Here is a 15993-nt window from a genome sequence, read left to right on the forward strand (position 1 = left end):
CCCCCAGTGTGCGCAGCCGCCCGCGACGGCGACAAGGGGCGGACGAGCCTCCTCGGCCCCTGACGTCGGATAGGGGGCGCGCGACTTGTTGTGCCCGGAGCCGGCCACAGAGGTGGACGTAACTGTCCGTGACACCGACAGCGGGCTTCGCGTGGGATGCCGGCAGCGGTGTGTCGAGGCTACGCAGCCCAGTGCACGCGCGCGGCGTTGCCCCGGCTCGCGCAAGGCGGCGTCAGCTGGTGGCACCACCCTGGTCCCCGTCGCTCCCCGCCGGGTCATCTGGGGCGCTGGGGTCGGGCGAAAGCGCGGCAGCCTTGGCTGCTTCCTCCTCCTGCGCGAGTCGTAGCCCCACGATGACGCTGAGCGGCCATTGGATGGCGGAGGGTGACTTTGGCTCCTTGAGGTACTCGGCGGCGACACGGGCCACTTGGACGCGATCGGCGCCGTCACGGACCATGGAGCACAGCTCGGCGTCGAAGACGCCGTAGCGGAGTCGGCTCGGCCCCAGCCGGTGGTGGGCGGCTTCGCGCAGCTGCAGGTCATCGGCAAGCGCTGCGATGAGCTCGAACGCTCCAGTGAGGGCCCATACGAGGAGCGTCTCGAGGTGGACCGGCTTCACCGCTGACCAGGCCTCGGCGTGGTCGCGCTCGATGTCGGCCTCGCTCTTGCCGTCCGTCCACGCTGTTAGGGCGCTCTTGAGCGCGTCTGGGTCCACGTCCCGGAGGGCCTCGAGCTCCTCGAGGGTTGCCACGCAGGTCTTGATGAGCCAGTGCAGCAGGCGATCGTGAGCGTCGGCGTCCGGCGGGTCCGAGCGGAGCACCTTCACCACCGGGTCGAGGTGAGTGGCGATGGCGTCCCGCAGCGCCAGGCAGCCCTCCAGCTTCAAGCCCGACCGGTACACGGCGGCGCGCAGGGCGTTGTCGGGTACTCGCTGAGCGACCCGCGCCGCATATCCGGCCCCGGTGGCCAGGGCCGGGGCCTGCACCTGCGGGGCGGACGTCGCCGACCAGAAGGTCCGCTGCAACGCCTCTTCGAGCGCCTTGCGGAGATCTCCATCTGCGGCGGCGGACTCGGCCAGCACCTCGATGGTGACGGCGTCGATGATGTCCTTGGTCTCGGGAGCCATGTACTCGGGTGCGCACGTCTGCATCACCTTGAGCGCCGCGGTGAGGGCCGTCTCGGTCGGGGGCAGGGCCTGGCGCATCGCCCGGCGCCACTTCCGAGCTTGATCGTGGTCGGAGGTCATGACGACGAGCCGTCCGCTGATGAACTTGCCGGCGCGGCCGGCGCGGCCCTCGAGGTTGCGCAGCTTGGCGATGTCGGGTGCGTGGCTCGGGGGTCCGGTGCGCGGCGGGTGCGCGGCGATCACCGTGCGCGTGGGGAAGTCCACGCCTTCCAGCAGGGTGGGGGTGCACACGATGCACCGCAGGAGACCGCCCTCGACCCGGGCGGCCGACTCGATCGCCTGACGGACCGTCCTAGGCACGTCGGCGGTGTGCATCCCGAATCCGTTGCGGAGGGCGGCGGCCTCATTCGGGTGCAGCGGTTCGATCGCGTCCGCGATCTCCGCCAGCCCTCGACGAGGCGGTCCGAGCTGAACGGTGCTCTCATAGATGGTGTCGTACAGGCCCTTCGCGTGCGACTTGTTGGCGGTGAACACGACGACGAGGCCCTCGGACGTCCACTGGGACATCAGGCCCGCCGCCTCGTGCTTGCGGTCCCGGATCCAGCCCTCGCGCTTGGTCTTCTCGCTCGGTTTCAGCGCGAAGACCTTCTCGGGGTCGCCGCCCTCGGGCCACAGGTACCCGACCTTCGCCCTCGTCGGCGAGGTGCCCGGTAGGCCGCGGATGAAGACGTGCCGCTCGAGCCAGGCTGGTCGCCAGTCGGACTCGAGCGCGTCTCCGTTCACCCAATTCGCGATGGCCGTGACGTTGGAGAACTGGCTAGCGAGGAGGACGACACGGATGCCACGCCGAAGCGCCTTGGCGATGATGAGTTCGAGGGTGGCGCCGCGCGGCCCGTTGTCCACGTGCTGCGCCTCGTCCACAATCAGGAGCTTGATGTTGTCCAGGTCGATGCCGCCGTCATCGGTCAGGGCCCGGCGCCAGTCGAGGTCGAAGCGTTCGGGGGTCACCACGGCTACCCCGGGGCCGTCTAGGACACGCCCTGTGGAGGGGAGGTCGGTGTCGTAGTCGAGGCCACCCTGGGACGACCGCACGGCGACGTCGGCCGGGAGGCCGTCTCGAAGGTCGCGGTACAACTGGCTGACGAGAGCTCGGGTCGGCGCCAGGACGGCCACGACGCCGTCGGGGTGCAGGTCGATGTTGTGCGCGGCGACTAACTGCATAAGGGTCGTCTTGCCCGCGCTGGTGGGCATCTTGATCGCGAGCGAATGTTGCGCGGGGTCCAGGAGGCCGCCTCGGACGGCTTCTGCCTGAGAGGGCCAGAACGCGTGCCGGCCGAATTGGCGCATCCGCGTGACGACGTGCTGCACGGCGACGCCGGTGGCTCCCTTCGCCGCGGTCATGGTTTGGGGGTGGCGGTCGAGGCGGTAGATGACTGCGGCCGCGACGTGCTGCGCAGCATGCAGGTGGCCCGCTTCGAGGGAGGACGCGTCAAGGACTTCACGCAGTCGGTCGGGTTGGACTCGGAGGTCGACGACGTCGCGCACCGCGATCGCGAAGTCACCTAAGGGGCGCCCGTGCAGGGTTCGGCCGGCGCGGGCGTGGGCGCCCGTGAGCACCTGGGCGAGCCCGAGCACGTCGAGGTCGTCGTGGTCGGTGAGCGCGCTGGCGCGAGCCCTGGCGAGTCCGTCCTCGTCGGCCAGGTACCAGAGGCTGGCCTCGAGGATGTCGCGAAGCGGGTCGGGTGTGGACGGGTCGGCGAGCTGAGCGGGCATGTCGCGGCTGACCAGGCCCGAGGTGCCTGGTTTGGCTCCGGGGGCGATCAGGGGTGCTGCACCCCCGGTCAGGTCCTGGTAGGTGAGGCCTGCAGCGGCGTCGAAGATGCGGTTCATCGTGAGGACGAGGTCGGGGACGGTGACGACGTGAAGTTCGGTGACGTGCGGGGCGCCCTGCCATCTTTGCTCGATCTGCTGAGTCGACAGGCGGTCCTCGCCGACCACGGCGACTCCGTGACGCAGGTGCGGGGGCAGGGGTGCCTGGGGGTTGATGAGGCGCCCCAGGTGCTGGGCCGCTGAGAATGCGAAGTGCCGCGCGTGGTCGGGGTGGCCCAGCATGAGTTGCACGCCGCTGGCCCAGGCCTGCGCCAGGTAGTCGGGCGTGACCACCTTGGAGCTGTCTTCGATGGGAGCGAGCACGTTCGACGGGCGGCCGATGGGGCGGCACTTGGCTTCGACGGAGACCGGTTCCAAGTTCTCGCCCTGGGTGATGGTGAGGCAGACGGTGTCCGGCCCCTGTGCGGTGGCGTTGGCGACGTTCTTGGCGAGCTGCAACTTCGTGTAGGGCACCGTGCGGCCCATCCGGGTGCTGTAAATGCCCATCGCAACCATCTCACCGAGATCACCCTTGCGGACGGTGTCCTCGGTGGGCACAGCATCCCGGACCTCGGCATTCGGGAAGAGGAGTCGGGCCCCCTCGGTGATGTAGGCGCGACCGACGTCGCGGGCGAGGGCAGGCATGTCGCTTGACTCGACACTGAGGGTCCACCTGTAGACGGTCAACTGCCCGTCACAGGCGCTCTCGGGCGCAGCAGCCTGCCGGAGCCGGGCACCGAATTCGCTAGTCACGGCGTGGGCGTCCGGTGGCGGATCGTTCGGCTGGTCGAAGGGGTCATGGTGCTCCTGGTTGGGGCTCCAGCGGACTGATGTCAGTGCAGCGGCGGTGCGCGATGTGTCTTGGCCGACCCTACGTGGCGGGGAAGTAGGGGTCGGCGTTCACGCGGCCGCGGGGCCGGGCGAGCCGCGGGTGCGTGATGACGTGGGTAGGGGACACGCGGGCTGCGGCGTGCTGCCGCCAGGTCAGCCACGTGTTGAGCTCGTCCCGGGCGGGGTCGCTGCTGCGGCCGGTGAGGACCCGCGACACCTCGTCAGGGGCGGCGTCCAGCCCGGAAGTCTCGGCGATGGCCTCGCACACGAGCCGAGTCAGTCGCGGATCGTGGACGTGGCGGTAGTCCCCGCCGGCCTGGTCCAGGTACTTCGCCGCGGTGACGCCCTGGTTGCGAGACTTGGTCCAGGTGACGACGAGCCAAAGTATGTGGGCGACGCCCCGCGGGTCGCTTCGGTCTGTCTCATCGCCGGGTCCTTGCGGGCGTCCACCGCCATTCGGATCGCCCGCTCCCGAAGCTCCTCCGGGTACTTCCTCGGTGCTGCCATGATTCTCATTCTCCTGTGCGATGAGAGCCTCCATCAGACCCGGGCGAGACATCGGGCCGGCGAGATGTCCTGCCTCGATCTCACTAGCGCCTCGATGGCAGATCGCGCGCCCGGAACCGACGGCAGAGCCCAATAGGGCGGACGAGGGGGGCTCCGCCCGCCGAGCAGCCCGGGCGCCGCACGGGCGCCGGCGGCTGCCGCCGACCGCGGGCTCCGCCACACTCGCGCCATGGTCCAGCTGCGTCCCCAGCGCCCCGACGACCTGCCGCTGCTCCTGGGCGCCGACCGCCCCTTCGACGTCGGTCCCTCCGCGCCCCGCACCGCGCCCGGCCCGTGCGACCTCGAGGCGGCGGGCGTCCTCACCGTCCTCGACGACGCCGGCGCCGTGGCGGGCGAGGTCTCCTGGCGCTGGCACGAGCACCGCTGGGGCGCCACCGGCGGCTCGGGGTGCCCCGTGGTCGCCGTGTGGCTCCGCCCGGACGCCCGGGGGCGCGGGACGGGCGGGGCCGCGGTGGAGTCGCTCGTCGAGCTGCTGCTCCTGCACACGACGGCGCACCGCGTCGAGGGCCACGCCGACGCCGACGACGTCGCCGGGCAGCGCGCGCTCGAGGCCGCGGGCCTCGTCCGCGAGGGCGTCGCCCGCGGGGCCCGCTGGCGGCGCGGGGCCCACCGCGACGTCGTGCTGCACGCCCTCGTGCGGACCGACCGGGGCTGACGGCGCCGTCGACGGCGTCGCCGAGATGGAGGCTGTGGTCACCCGTCGGCCCCGCCGGTGACCACAGCCCCCACTTCGCCGTCGTGGCGAGCGGTCGAGGAGGACGTCGGGCGCGCGACCGCCGCCGCGCACCCGGCCTCGCGCTCAGGCGCGCGAGCGGCGGTCCAGCTCCTGGGCGCGCCGGGCGCGCTCGACGCCGTCGCGGTTCTCGAGCGTCAGCCGGCGCAGGCCCGAGGGCGCGTCGGGGTGCGCCTCGAGCCACGCGCTCGTGCGGGCGGCCACGTCCGCGCCGTCCGCCTCGTCCGGGAAGAGGCCGAGGACGACCTGCTGGGCGGTCTCGTTCGTGCGCTCGGCCCACACCCGGGCGATCGCGTCGAAGTAGCGGTCGACGAAGGGCGCGAGCAGCGCCGGGTCCTGCGCCCGGGTGAAGCCGGCGATGGCCGCGGCCTGCAGCGCGACGGGCGTGTCACCGCGGTCGACGACGGACGCCCACACCTCCTCCTTCACGGCGGGGTCGGGGCGCGCCGCCCGGGCGGTGACGGCGAGGCGCTGGCCGCGGGCGGTGGCGTCGCGCTCGGCCATGGCGTCCACCTCCGCGACGTCGGCGTCCCCGGCGGCCACGAGGTCGGTGAGCAGGTCCCACGCCAGGTCGACGTCCACCTCGAGGCCGGGCAGGGGCGCCCGGCCGTCCAGGACCCCGCGCACGGCCGACAGCTGGTCGGGCGTGCTGGCGTGCGCGGCACCGGCCTTCAGCAGCTGGAGCTGGTGGTCGCTGCCCGGCTCGGCGCGCCGGGCCAGCTCGAGCAGGCGGCCGGCGACGTCGGCGCGCACGGCGGCGCGGCGCTCGGGCGCCGTGTGGAGGCGCACCGCCGTGGCGAGCTGGCGCAGGAGCACGAGGACCACCGACGAGTCGGTCTCGGCGGCGATCCCGCCCAGGACCAGCTCGACGAAGTCGCCGACGGGGAGCTCGGCGTCGCGGGCCATGTCCCAGGCCGCGCCCCACACGAGGGTCCGGGGGAGGGCCTCCTCGAAGGCGGTCAGGTGCGCGGTGGCCGCGGCCAGCGACGCGTCGTCGAGGCGCACCTTCGCGTACGCGAGGTCGTCGTCGTTGAGGAGGAGCAGCGCAGGTCGGGGGCGGCCGACGAGGTCGGGCACCTCGGTGCGGGCGCCGTCGACGTCGAGCTCCACCCGGTGCGTGCGGCGCAGCCGGCCGTCGACGAGGTCGTAGCAGCCGATCGCCAGGCGGTGCGGCCGCAGCACGGGGTGCTCGGCGGGGGCCTCCTGGAGGACCGCGACCGACGTCATGGTGCCGTCGGCGCCGACCTCGAGCTCCGGGCGCAGCGTCGTGACGCCGGCCTGCTCCAGCCAGAGCGCGGACCACTCGCGCAGGTCGCGGCCCGAGGTGGACTCGAGCTCGACGAGCAGGTCGGAGAGCTCGGTGCTGCCGTGGGCGTGGGCCCGGAAGTACCGGCGGACGCCCTCGTCGAAGTGGTCGCGGCCCACCCAGGCCACCAGCTGCTTGAGCACGCTGGCGCCCTTGGCGTAGGTGATGCCGTCGAAGTTGACCTCGACGTCCTCGAGGTCGCGGATGTCGGCGACGACGGGGTGCGTGGAGGGCAGCTGGTCCTGCCGGTAGGCCCACGACTTCTCCATGCTCGAGAAGGTCGTCCAGGCGGAGGTGAAGCGGGTGGCCTCGGCGGTCGCGAGGGTCGAGGCGTACTCGGCGAAGGACTCGTTGAGCCAGAGGTCGTCCCACCAGCGCATCGTCACGAGGTCGCCGAACCACATGTGCGCCAGCTCGTGGAGGATCGTCACGGCGCGCCGCTCGACCATGGCCTCCGGCACGCGGCTGCGGAAGACGTAGTCCTCGAGGAAGGTGACGGCGCCCGCGTTCTCCATGGCGCCGGCGTTGAACTCCGGGACGAAGAGCTGGTCGTACTTCGCGAAGGGGTAGGCGAGGTCGAAGAGCTCCTCGTAGTGCGCGAAGCCGCGGCGGGTGAGGTCCATGACCTCCTCGGCGTCGAGGTGCTCGGCCAGCGAGGCGCGGCACAGGACGCCGAGGGGCACGGTCCTCCCGTCCCGGCTCGTGAGCTCGCCGTCCACCCGGTGGTACGGGCCGGCGATGACGGCCGTCACGTAGGACGCCAGGCGCGGCGTCGGCGCGAAGGACCAGGTGGCGCGGCCCGGGCCGGCCGAGGAGGGCTCGGGCGTGGGGGAGACCGAGACGACCGTCCAGTGGTCGGGCGCCGTCACGGTGAAGCGGAAGGTCGCCTTGAGGTCGGGCTGCTCGAAGACGGCGAGGACGCGCCGCGAGTCGGCCACCTCGAACTGGCTGTAGAGGTAGGTCTCGCCGTCGACCGGGTCGACGAAGCGGTGCAGGCCCTCGCCCGTCGTCATGTAGGCGGCGTCGGCGACGACGCGGACGACGTTGTCCTCCGCCAGCCCGTCGAGCCGCACGCGCTCGCCGTCGAAGGCCTCGGCGGGGTCGCGCCGCTCGCCGTTGACCTCGAGCTCGGTCACCGCGGGCGCCAGGAGGTCGAGCCAGGTCGAGGCGCCCTCGCGCGCCGAGAAGCGCACGGTCGTCGTCGACGTGAACACCTCCTCGCCGCGCGTCAGGTCGAGCGCGACGTCGTAGGAGTCGACGGTGACGAGCGCTGCGCGCTCGCGGGCCTCGTCGCGGGTCAGGTTGCTGCCGGGCACTGGGGGTCTCCCTCGTGGCGGTCGGGCGGTGCGGTCGGTCGGCCGGGGCGCCCCCGGCGGCGGCGACCTCGCCGCCGCCCCTGCGCTGCCCCGGGGACGACCGCGCGGAATGCTGCCACGCCCTCGCGCGCTGCACGCCCCATGAGCGAGCAGACCCCCGCGACCGAGCGCCAGCGCGTCGAGTTCTGGTTCGACCCCGCGTGCCCCTGGGCGTGGATGACCTCCCGCTGGATGGGCGAGGTGGAGCAGGTGCGGCCCGTCGACGTCGAGTGGAAGGTCATGAGCCTGGCCGTCCTCAACGAGGGGCGCGACCTCCCCGAGGAGTACCGCGCGGCGATGGACCGGGCCTGGGCGGCCGTCCGCGTCGTCACGGCCGCGAAGGAGGAGCACGGCGCCGAGCACGTCAAGCCGCTCTACGACGCCATCGGCACCCGCGTGCACCCGGGCGGGCGCACGGACATGGACGCCGTCCTCGCCGAGTCGCTCGCCGAGGTGGGGCTGCCGGCCGAGCTGCTCGCGGCCAAGGACTCCGACGCCCACGACGCCGCGCTGCGCGCGAGCCACGCCGAGGGCATCGACCGCGTGGGCCAGGACGTGGGCACGCCCGTCATCGCCGTCGCCGGGACCGCCTTCTTCGGGCCCGTCGTCACCCCCGCCCCCAAGGGCGAGGACGCCGCGCGGCTGTGGGACGGCGTCGTCGCGGTCGCCTCGACGCCGGGCTTCTACGAGCTCAAGCGTACGCGCGACCAGGGGCCCGTCTTCGACTGACGCCCCTCCCTCGCACGACCGGAGCCCCGGACCGCCGGTCCGGGGCTCCCGTCGCGCCCGGACCCCCGCGGCGCCCCGGAAAAGCCGTCGGCCGCCGTCGGGGGGCGGGTCTAGCGTGGCGGTCGCCGGCCAGGACGGGCGCCCGCCAGGGCGCCGCCGCCGGCTCCGGTGACCGAGGGGGCGACGAGCCGTCGTGCGCAGCGCCAGTGCGGAGGACGTCGTGACCACGGGGGGCGCCGGCTCGGCGGCACCCGGGGCGACGCCGGTCGACGGCTCGGCGCCGGGAGGGGGTGCCGGGGGCGGGCGCCCGGCGGACCCCGCGCCCCTCGACGGCCGCCGGCTCGCCGCCCGCGGCTCGTGGGTCGCCCTGGCCGCCGCGGTGGTGGCCGCCGTCGCCGAGACGGTCGGGGCCGTCCTCGCCGGCCGCGCCGCCGAGGGACCGACGACGGCGCTCGTCGTCGCCCTCGGCGCCGTCCTCGTCGGAGCCGGCCTGCTCGACACCCTCGGCCGCACCCTCTTCTCCGGCGTCGTCGGCCGTGCGGAGGGCCGCCTGCGGGGCGACCTCGTCGACCGCGTGCTCGGCCAGCCCGTCACCGCGCTCGAGGAGCAGGGCGTCGGGGAGCTGTTCGACCGCGTCGACGACGACGCCTGGCAGCTGTCGTCCCTGCTGCGCACCGTCGGCTGGGGCACGGGCCGCGCCACGCTGCGCAGCGTCGCCTCGTGGGTCGCGGCGGGGATCCTCTGGTGGCCGGCGATCGTCGCCTTCCCCGTGGTCGCCGGGCTGGCCTGGCTCGCCGTGCGCCGCCGGGCGCCCGAGGTGGCGCGCCTCAAGGTGCTCGAGGAGGTCGCCTGGTCCGAGCACTCCTCCCACCTGGAGGAGTCGGTCGCGGGCCGCGACGACGTCCGCACCTCGCTCGGCCAGCCGCACGTCGTCCGCCAGTACGCGCTGCGCGCCCGTGCCCTCCTCGAGCGCGTGCGCGCCACGAGCCGCACGGCCGCCGGGCTCGCCGCCCGCGCGGGCCTCGTGCTGCACGCCATGCTCGCCGCCCTCCTCGTCGCCGGGGTCGCCCTCGTGGGCGGGGGAGGCCTGGCCCTCGCCGAGCTCGTCACGCTCTGGCTGCTCGTCTCCTCCTTCGTGGGCCAGCTCGCCCAGGTCAGCAACAACCTGCCCGACATCCAGGAGGGCCTCGGGGCGCTGAGCCGGATCCGGCAGCTGCTGTCCGCGCCGCAGGAGCCGGAGGGCGGGGCGCACCTGCCCCCGGGCCCGGCGCACGTGGAGCTGCGCGGGCTGTCCGTGGGCTACGAGGGCGGGTTCGCCCTCGACGCGGTGAGCCTCGTCGTCGAGGCCGGCACGACGTGCGCGCTCGTGGGCCGCAGCGGGTCCGGCAAGTCGACGCTCGCGAAGGCGCTCTCGCGCGCCGTCGAGCCCGCACCCGGCACCGTGCTCGTGGGCGGCGTCGACGTCGTCCGCGCCGACGTCGACGACCTGCGCCGCGCCGTCGGGGTCGTCACGCAGCGCACCGAGCTGCTCTCGGCCTCGCTCGCCGACAACATCACCCTCTTCGCGGACGTGCCGGAGGGCGCGGTCGAGGGCGCGGTGCGGGCGCTCGGCCTCGAGGACTGGGTCGACGCCCTCCCCGAGGGGCTCGCGACCCGCCTCGGGACCGGCGGCACCACCCTGTCGGCCGGCGAGGAGCAGCTCGTCGCCTTCGCCCGCCTGCTCGTCCGCGACGTCTCGCTCGTCGTCCTCGACGAGGCCACCGCCCGCATGGACCCGCAGACGGAGGCGCGCGTGACGCGCGCCTCCGAGCGGCTGCTCGCCGGGCGCACCGGCGTCGTCATCGCCCACCGCCTGTCCACCACGCGCCGCTGCGACGCCGTCGCCGTCCTGGAGGCGGGGCGCCTCGTCCAGCACGGCCCCCGCGAGGAGCTCGCCCGCGCCGAGGGCCCCTTCCGGGAGCTGCTGCGCGCGGGCGGGGACGTGCCGCCCGGCCCGGCGGTGGGCGCTCCCGCCCACCGCGCGCCTCGCCGAGCGCCGAGGCCCGCGGTCCCGGAGCCGCGCACCTCGCTGCCCCGCACCGTGCTGCGGGTCCTCACCACGCACAAGCGGTGGGGCCTCACGGGCACCCTCGGCTTCCTGGGGCTCTCGCTGCTGGGGGCCTCGGGCGCCCTCACGGGGTGGTTGTGGGGCCTCGTCGTCGCCGTGCTCGACGACGGGCGCGAGCCCTGGCCGGTCGTCGTGCCGCTCGTCGCGGCGGTGATGCTCTCGCCCGTCGCCCTTCTCCTCGCCTTCCGCGTCTACCCGCTGTGGTGGGTCGGGGTGGCCCTGAGGCTGCGCCTCGCGGTGCTGCGCGGGCAGACCGAGCAGCGCCGGCTCGCCCGGACGACGCCGGGCGAGGTCACGGCCCGGGCCCTCGACAGCGACCGCCTGATGATCTACGCCGACCGCTGGGTCGACGTGACCATCGGCGTCGTCGTCGTCGCCGTGACGGCGCTCGCCGCCGAGCAGAGCCTGCTGGCGGGCGCCGTCGTCGCCGGCGTGCTCGTGGGCTCGGCCCTCGTGTCGGCGCTCGGCGCCCCGGCCATGGGGCGGGCGGCGCGCGTCGCCGGCGACCAGCGCGCCGTCTTCGGCAGCTCCCTCGTCTCGGCCCTCGACGCCGTCCGGACCGTCAAGCTCGCGGCCGCCGTGGGCCCGGTGCGCCGCCACCTCGCGGCGGTCGACGACGTCCGGGTGAGCGCCTCCGTGCGCGAGATGCGGACCAAGGCCCTCCTCGAGGGCGTGCCCGTGGTCCTCGTCCAGGCCGGCGTGGCGGCCGGGTGGGCGCTCTACCTGCTCGGCGCCCTCGACCTGCGCACCGCGGTGCTCGTGACGACGGCGGTCACCGGCTCCGCCTGGTTCGGCACGGTGGCGGGGGCCGCCATCACGGAGATCCCCGTGGCGCGCCGGTGGTTGCGGGCGGCGTCGGCCCTGGCCGGCACCGGCGACCTCGTCGCCCTCCCGGCGGGCGTCGACCTCGTGGCGGGCACCGCGCCGTCCCCGGACGCGGCCCCGCGGACGCCGCTGCGCCGCCTGGCGCTCGAGGGCTTCACCGCCGTCCACGACGACGGCACCGTCGGCGTGGAGGGCGTCGACCTCGAGGTGGCCGCCGGCGAGCTCGTCCTCCTCGTCGGTCGCGTGGGGTCCGGCAAGTCGAGCCTCCTCGGCGCGCTGGCGGGCCTCGTCGACCACGAGGGCCGGCTCGTGTGGAACGACCGGGAGGTCGACGACCCCCAGCTCTTCCTGCGCCCCGGGCAGGTGGCGTGGGTCGGCCAGGTGCCGCGCGTCCTGTCGGGCACCTTCGCCGACAACGTCGTGCTCGACCACGCCCGGGCCGCCGACGGCGCGCTCGCGGACGCGCGCATGGGTCCCGACGTCGAGCGCGCCGGCGGGCACGGGGCGCTCGTGGGCCACCGCGGCGTGCGGCTGTCGGGCGGGCAGGTGCAGCGCCTCGCCCTGGCCCGCGCGCTCGCCACCGAGGCCGAGCTCCTCGTGGCGGACGACGTCAGCTCGGCCCTCGACGCCCGCACGGAGGTCGAGCTGTGGGAGTCGCTGCGGCGCCGGGGCACGACCGTCGTCGGGTCGACGTCGAAGCGCTCGGCCCTGGCGCGCGCCGACCGGGTCGTCGTGCTCGAGGAGGGCCGCCTCGCGGCCAGCGGGCCGTGGACCGAGCTCGAGGGCCGGTGGGGCCACCTCGCGGGCTGACCGGGGCGCAGCCGGCCCGGACCGGCCCTCCACCGCTTGTGTCGATATGTTGACACAACAGCTCGGCAGCGGGACGCTCTCCTCCCCGAGCCGAGGAGCCCCCGTGGTCGCCGTCGTCCCCGCATCCGCCCTCCTGGTCGCCCTCGTAGCCGGTCTCCTCGGCGCCGTCGCCCGTGCCCGGCGGGGTGCCGTCGTGGCGGGCGCCGAGACCGTCGAGGGGCGCCGGGCGGCGCGCCGCACGCTCGCCTGGCGCTGGGGAGGAGCGGTGCTGGGCGCGGTGGCCGCGTGGTCCGTCGCCGGTGCGGGCACGCTCGGCCGCGGCCCGATGCTCGCCCCCGCCGCCTTCGGGCTGGTGCTCCTCGCGGGCGTCCTCGCCGGTGAGCTCCTGGTCCGCCCGCGCAGGCGCGGGCGGCGCAGCGCAGCGCTCTCCGTCCGGCGGGTCCGCGACGTCGTGCCCCGCCGGACCGTCGCCCTCGTCGTCGCCGCGGCCGTGGTGCTCCTCGTCCTCCTGGCGACCACCACGGCGCTCGGCTCGCCCGACGACCTCGGACGGGCGGGACGCAGCCTCACCGGCTCCTGCTCGCCGAGCACGAGCTTCGGGGTCGGCCCGTGGCCGGGCTCGTACTACGCCGCGCCGCTCGCCGCGGCGGTGCTGGGCGGCCTGCTCGTCGCCGCGCTCGTGCTGGGTCGCGTCGTCGGGCGCCCGGCGGTGGCGGAGGGTGAGGAGCTCGAGCGGGTCGACGCCGCCCTGCGCGCCCGCGCGGGCGAGGCGGTCACGGCGGCGTGCGGCGTCCTCGTCAGCGCCCCCCTCGCGGGGGTGCTGGCGATCACGGTCATGACGGGGTCCCACCACGACTGCCCCTCTGCGGCGGGCGTCGCGGCGCTCGTCGCCGCGGGCGTGCTCGTCCCGGCGTCCACGGCGCTGCTCGGCTGGTGCCTCGCGGTGCTGGCCGTGCCCGGCGGTGCGCTGCGGACCGCGGCCGTGCCGGTCCGGGCGTGAGCGGGGCGCTGCGGGTCGTCGTCACCGAGGACGACCCCACGCCGCCCTACGAGCAGGTCCGCGCCCAGCTCGCCGACCTCGTCACCACCGGCGCCCTCGGCCCCGGCGAGCGCCTCCCGCCGCTGCGCCAGCTCGCCGCGGACCTCGGTCTGGCCGTGGGCACCGTGGGGCGCGCCTACCGCGAGCTGGAGGCCGCCGGTCTCGTCACGTCCCGGCGCGGAGGGGGGACGCGCGTCGCGGGGAGCGCCGCTGCCGTCCGCACCCCCACGGAGGTCGCCGGGCCGCGTCTCGAGGGGATGGCGCTGCAGCTCGTCGCCCGCGCGCGGGGGCTGGGCGCCGCCGACGACGAGGTGCTCGCCGCCGTCCGCGCGGCGCTCGACGCGCTCCGCCCCCACCGCGAGACGGGCTGAGACCGCACGGCGACGGCGGTCCGGGGCGACGGCCCGTCGTCGTCGGCCCCCTCGGGCTCAGACCCAGATCGCGACGAGCCGGTCGCCGTCGCGCTGCTCGCCCTCGGCCAGCGGCTCGGCGCGGCCCCCGGCCGCGCGGCGGGCCGACCAGGCGACGGCGGCCGCGTCCAGGGCGTCGTCGAGGGCCACGCCCAGCGGGGCGGCGGCCAGCGCGCCGTCCAGGGCCGCGCGGCCGCAGGCGAGTCCCCGGTCGCCGGCGAGGACCTCGAGGCGCTGGGCCGCGCCGCGGGCGCTGCGCTTGGGGGCGAGGACCCGGCCGGCCATCCGGGCGAGCGAGACCTCGGGATGCACCTCCAGCAGGGGAGGGGCGCCGAGGTCCGGCCAGCGGCGCGCCTCCCCGTCCCAGGCGCGCACGTGGGCCAGCAGGGCGAAGGCCTGCGCGCTGGGGCTCGGGGCGCCGTGGGACCGGGCCAGGGCGCGCGCCTCGGCGTAGCTGCCGCCGTGCTCCACGACGGGGCGGGCGGGGGTGAGGAAGACGCGGGAGCCCGCCGAGCGGGCGTCCGGGCCGTCGGCCAGCGCGAGCAGCGCCCGCCGGGCGGCCAGGTCGGCCCCGCGGGAGCCCTCCTCGACGAGCCCGAGCGGGAGGTCGAGCCCCACCGCGTCGACGCCGTGCTCGAGCGCCCGACGGCGCACGTCGGCCGGGTCCTCCGCCAGCAGGAGCACGGGCGCCGCGCCCGGGCCCGCCCACAGCGCGCAGGCCCAGCGGCCCGCGGCCCCGTCCACGCCCATCGCCCCGGCCACGGGCGGAGCCTCGCACCGCGGGCGTCGGCCGGCGCCCTCGGTCGGCGGTCCCGGTCGGCACGACCGAGGACCGACGGGGCCGGGCCGGGCGGCGGCGCGTGTGCTGTGATCTGGAGCATGCGCGTCCACGTCGCCACCGACCACGCCGGCTTCGAGTTCGTCCAGGGCCTCGTGGCGCACCTGCGCGACGCCGGGCACGACGTCGTCGACCACGGGCCCGAGAGCTACGAGCCGCAGGACGACTACCCGGCCTTCTGCATCGCCGCGGGGGAGGCGGTCGTCGCCGACCCGGGCAGCCTCGGCGTCGTCGTCGGCGGGTCGGGCAACGGCGAGCAGATCGCCGCCAACAAGGTCGTCGGCGTCCGCGCCGCCCTGGCCTGGAACCTCGAGACGGCGCGCCTGGCCCGCCAGCACAACGACGCGAACGTCGTCGCGGTCGGGGCCCGCCAGCACTCGGTCGAGGAGGCCACGGGCCTCGTCGACGCCTTCCTCGCCGAGCCCTTCTCCGGCGACGGGCGGCACGCGCGGCGCATCGAGCAGGTGGGCGCGTACGAGCGCGGCGACCGCCCCGTGCCGCCGGCCGGCGCCTGAGGTGCCCGAGGGCCACAGCGTCCGCCGCCTCGCTGACGTCTTCCGCCGCGACTTCCGCGGGCAGGTGCTCGCGGTCTCGAGCCCGCAGGGCCGGTTCGCCGACGGCGCGGCCCTGCTCGACGGCACGGCGCTGCTGCGCGCCGAGGCCCACGGCAAGCAGATGTTCCTCGGCTTCGAGGGCGGCCGCTGGATGCGCGTCCACCTCGGCCTCTACGGCAAGTGGGCCTTCGGCACGGGAGAGCCGCCCGAGCCCCGCGGCGCCCTGCGCGTGCGGCTGCGCGGGGCCGGGGCCGACGGCGGGGGCGTGTGGGCCGACCTGCGCGGCCCGACGGCGTGCGAGGTCCTCACCACGGCCGAGAAGGAGGAGGCCCGCTCGCGCCTCGGGCCGGACCCGCTGCGGCGCGACGGCGACCCCGAGGTCTTCGCCGCGCGGGTGGCGCGCAGCCGCACCTCGGTGGCGGCGCTGCTCATGGACCAGGCGGTGGTGGCGGGCGTCGGCAACGTCTACCGCGCCGAGGCGCTCTTCCGCGCCCGCACCGACCCCTTCGCCCCCGGCGTCGAGGTCGGGCGCGAGCGCGCACTGGCCCTGTGGGAGGACCTCGTCCTCCTGCTGCGCGACGGCGTCCGGCGCGGGTCCATCGTCACGACCCTCCCCGCCGACCGGCCCGAGGGGCGCCGTCGCGGTCGCGTCCGCCGCGAGGACGCCCACTACGTCTACCGGCGCGCCGTCCTGCCCTGCCGCGTGTGCGGGACGACCGTCCTCACCCGCGAGCTCGTCGGCCGCAACCTCTACTGGTGCCCCGTGTGCCAGGCGGGCCTGCCGGACCTCCCGCCGGTCCTGGCCGAGGCCGGTCCCCTCGCCGAGGCCCCGGTGACCGCCGCTCGGTCCGCCGCCGCGGGCTGAGCGCGCCCGCGAGCGGCGGCGGGCCGACG

At 75.9% G+C, this 15993-nt stretch carries 11 protein-coding genes; 7 read left to right on the forward strand and 4 right to left on the reverse strand.

All coding sequences use genetic code 11. From position 1 onward, the window contains the following. Positions 1 to 232: 232 nt before the first annotated feature. On the reverse strand, positions 233 to 3640 hold the full coding sequence (locus Q0789_RS09555; protein WP_298804553.1) for a DEAD/DEAH box helicase: 3408 nt from the start codon (positions 3638 to 3640) through the stop codon (positions 233 to 235). Between the two features lie 226 nt (positions 3641 to 3866). Then, positions 3867 to 4094, reverse strand: coding sequence for a hypothetical protein (locus Q0789_RS09560; RefSeq protein WP_298804555.1), 228 nt, complete (start codon positions 4092 to 4094; stop codon positions 3867 to 3869). 468 nt (positions 4095 to 4562) lie between these two features. Between Q0789_RS09560 and Q0789_RS09565 the strand changes: the two genes are divergently transcribed. Continuing rightward, positions 4563 to 5048 carry a GNAT family protein gene (locus tag Q0789_RS09565; RefSeq protein ID WP_298804557.1) on the forward strand — a complete coding sequence of 162 codons (486 nt, stop codon included), beginning with the start codon at positions 4563 to 4565 and terminating at the stop codon, positions 5046 to 5048. Positions 5049 to 5192: 144 nt separating this feature from the next. Here the strand turns inward: Q0789_RS09565 and pepN are convergent, their stop codons facing one another. Then, on the reverse strand, positions 5193 to 7748 hold the full coding sequence (pepN, locus tag Q0789_RS09570; protein ID WP_298804559.1) for an aminopeptidase N: 2556 nt from the start codon (positions 7746 to 7748) through the stop codon (positions 5193 to 5195). 141 nt (positions 7749 to 7889) lie between these two features. Between pepN and Q0789_RS09575 the strand changes: the two genes are divergently transcribed. The 4 genes from Q0789_RS09575 (at position 7890) to Q0789_RS09590 (ending at position 13668) form a co-directional block, all read left to right on the forward strand. After that, complete coding sequence (locus Q0789_RS09575; RefSeq protein ID WP_298804561.1) at positions 7890 to 8516, forward strand: DsbA family protein; 627 nt, start codon at positions 7890 to 7892, stop codon at positions 8514 to 8516. 193 nt (positions 8517 to 8709) lie between these two features. Further along, positions 8710 to 12258, forward strand: coding sequence for an ABC transporter ATP-binding protein (locus Q0789_RS09580; protein ID WP_298804563.1), 3549 nt, complete (start codon positions 8710 to 8712; stop codon positions 12256 to 12258). Between the two features lie 103 nt (positions 12259 to 12361). Continuing rightward, the gene (locus Q0789_RS09585; RefSeq protein WP_298804565.1) at positions 12362 to 13258 is read left to right on the forward strand and encodes a hypothetical protein; all 897 of its coding nucleotides are present in this window, start codon (positions 12362 to 12364) and stop codon (positions 13256 to 13258) included. Continuing rightward, the gene (locus Q0789_RS09590; RefSeq protein ID WP_298804568.1) at positions 13255 to 13668 is read left to right on the forward strand and encodes a GntR family transcriptional regulator; all 414 of its coding nucleotides are present in this window, start codon (positions 13255 to 13257) and stop codon (positions 13666 to 13668) included. The genes Q0789_RS09585 and Q0789_RS09590 overlap by 4 nt, the downstream gene beginning before the upstream one ends. A 57-nt stretch (positions 13669 to 13725) precedes the next feature. Here Q0789_RS09590 and Q0789_RS09595 read toward each other — a convergent pair whose 3' ends face one another. Further along, positions 13726 to 14469, reverse strand: coding sequence for a DUF429 domain-containing protein (locus Q0789_RS09595; RefSeq protein ID WP_298804570.1), 744 nt, complete (start codon positions 14467 to 14469; stop codon positions 13726 to 13728). 117 nt (positions 14470 to 14586) lie between these two features. Between Q0789_RS09595 and Q0789_RS09600 the strand changes: the two genes are divergently transcribed. Further along, positions 14587 to 15060, forward strand: a complete 474-nt coding sequence (locus Q0789_RS09600) for a ribose-5-phosphate isomerase (protein ID WP_298804572.1) — start codon at positions 14587 to 14589, stop codon at positions 15058 to 15060. Position 15061: 1 nt separating this feature from the next. Next, positions 15062 to 15964, forward strand: coding sequence for a DNA-formamidopyrimidine glycosylase family protein (locus tag Q0789_RS09605; RefSeq protein ID WP_298804574.1), 903 nt, complete (start codon positions 15062 to 15064; stop codon positions 15962 to 15964). The last annotated feature ends 29 nt before the right edge of the window (positions 15965 to 15993 follow it).

Origin of the sequence: uncultured Pseudokineococcus sp. (genome assembly GCF_947499845.1) — a bacterium.
Taxonomy (GTDB): domain Bacteria; phylum Actinomycetota; class Actinomycetes; order Actinomycetales; family Quadrisphaeraceae; genus Pseudokineococcus.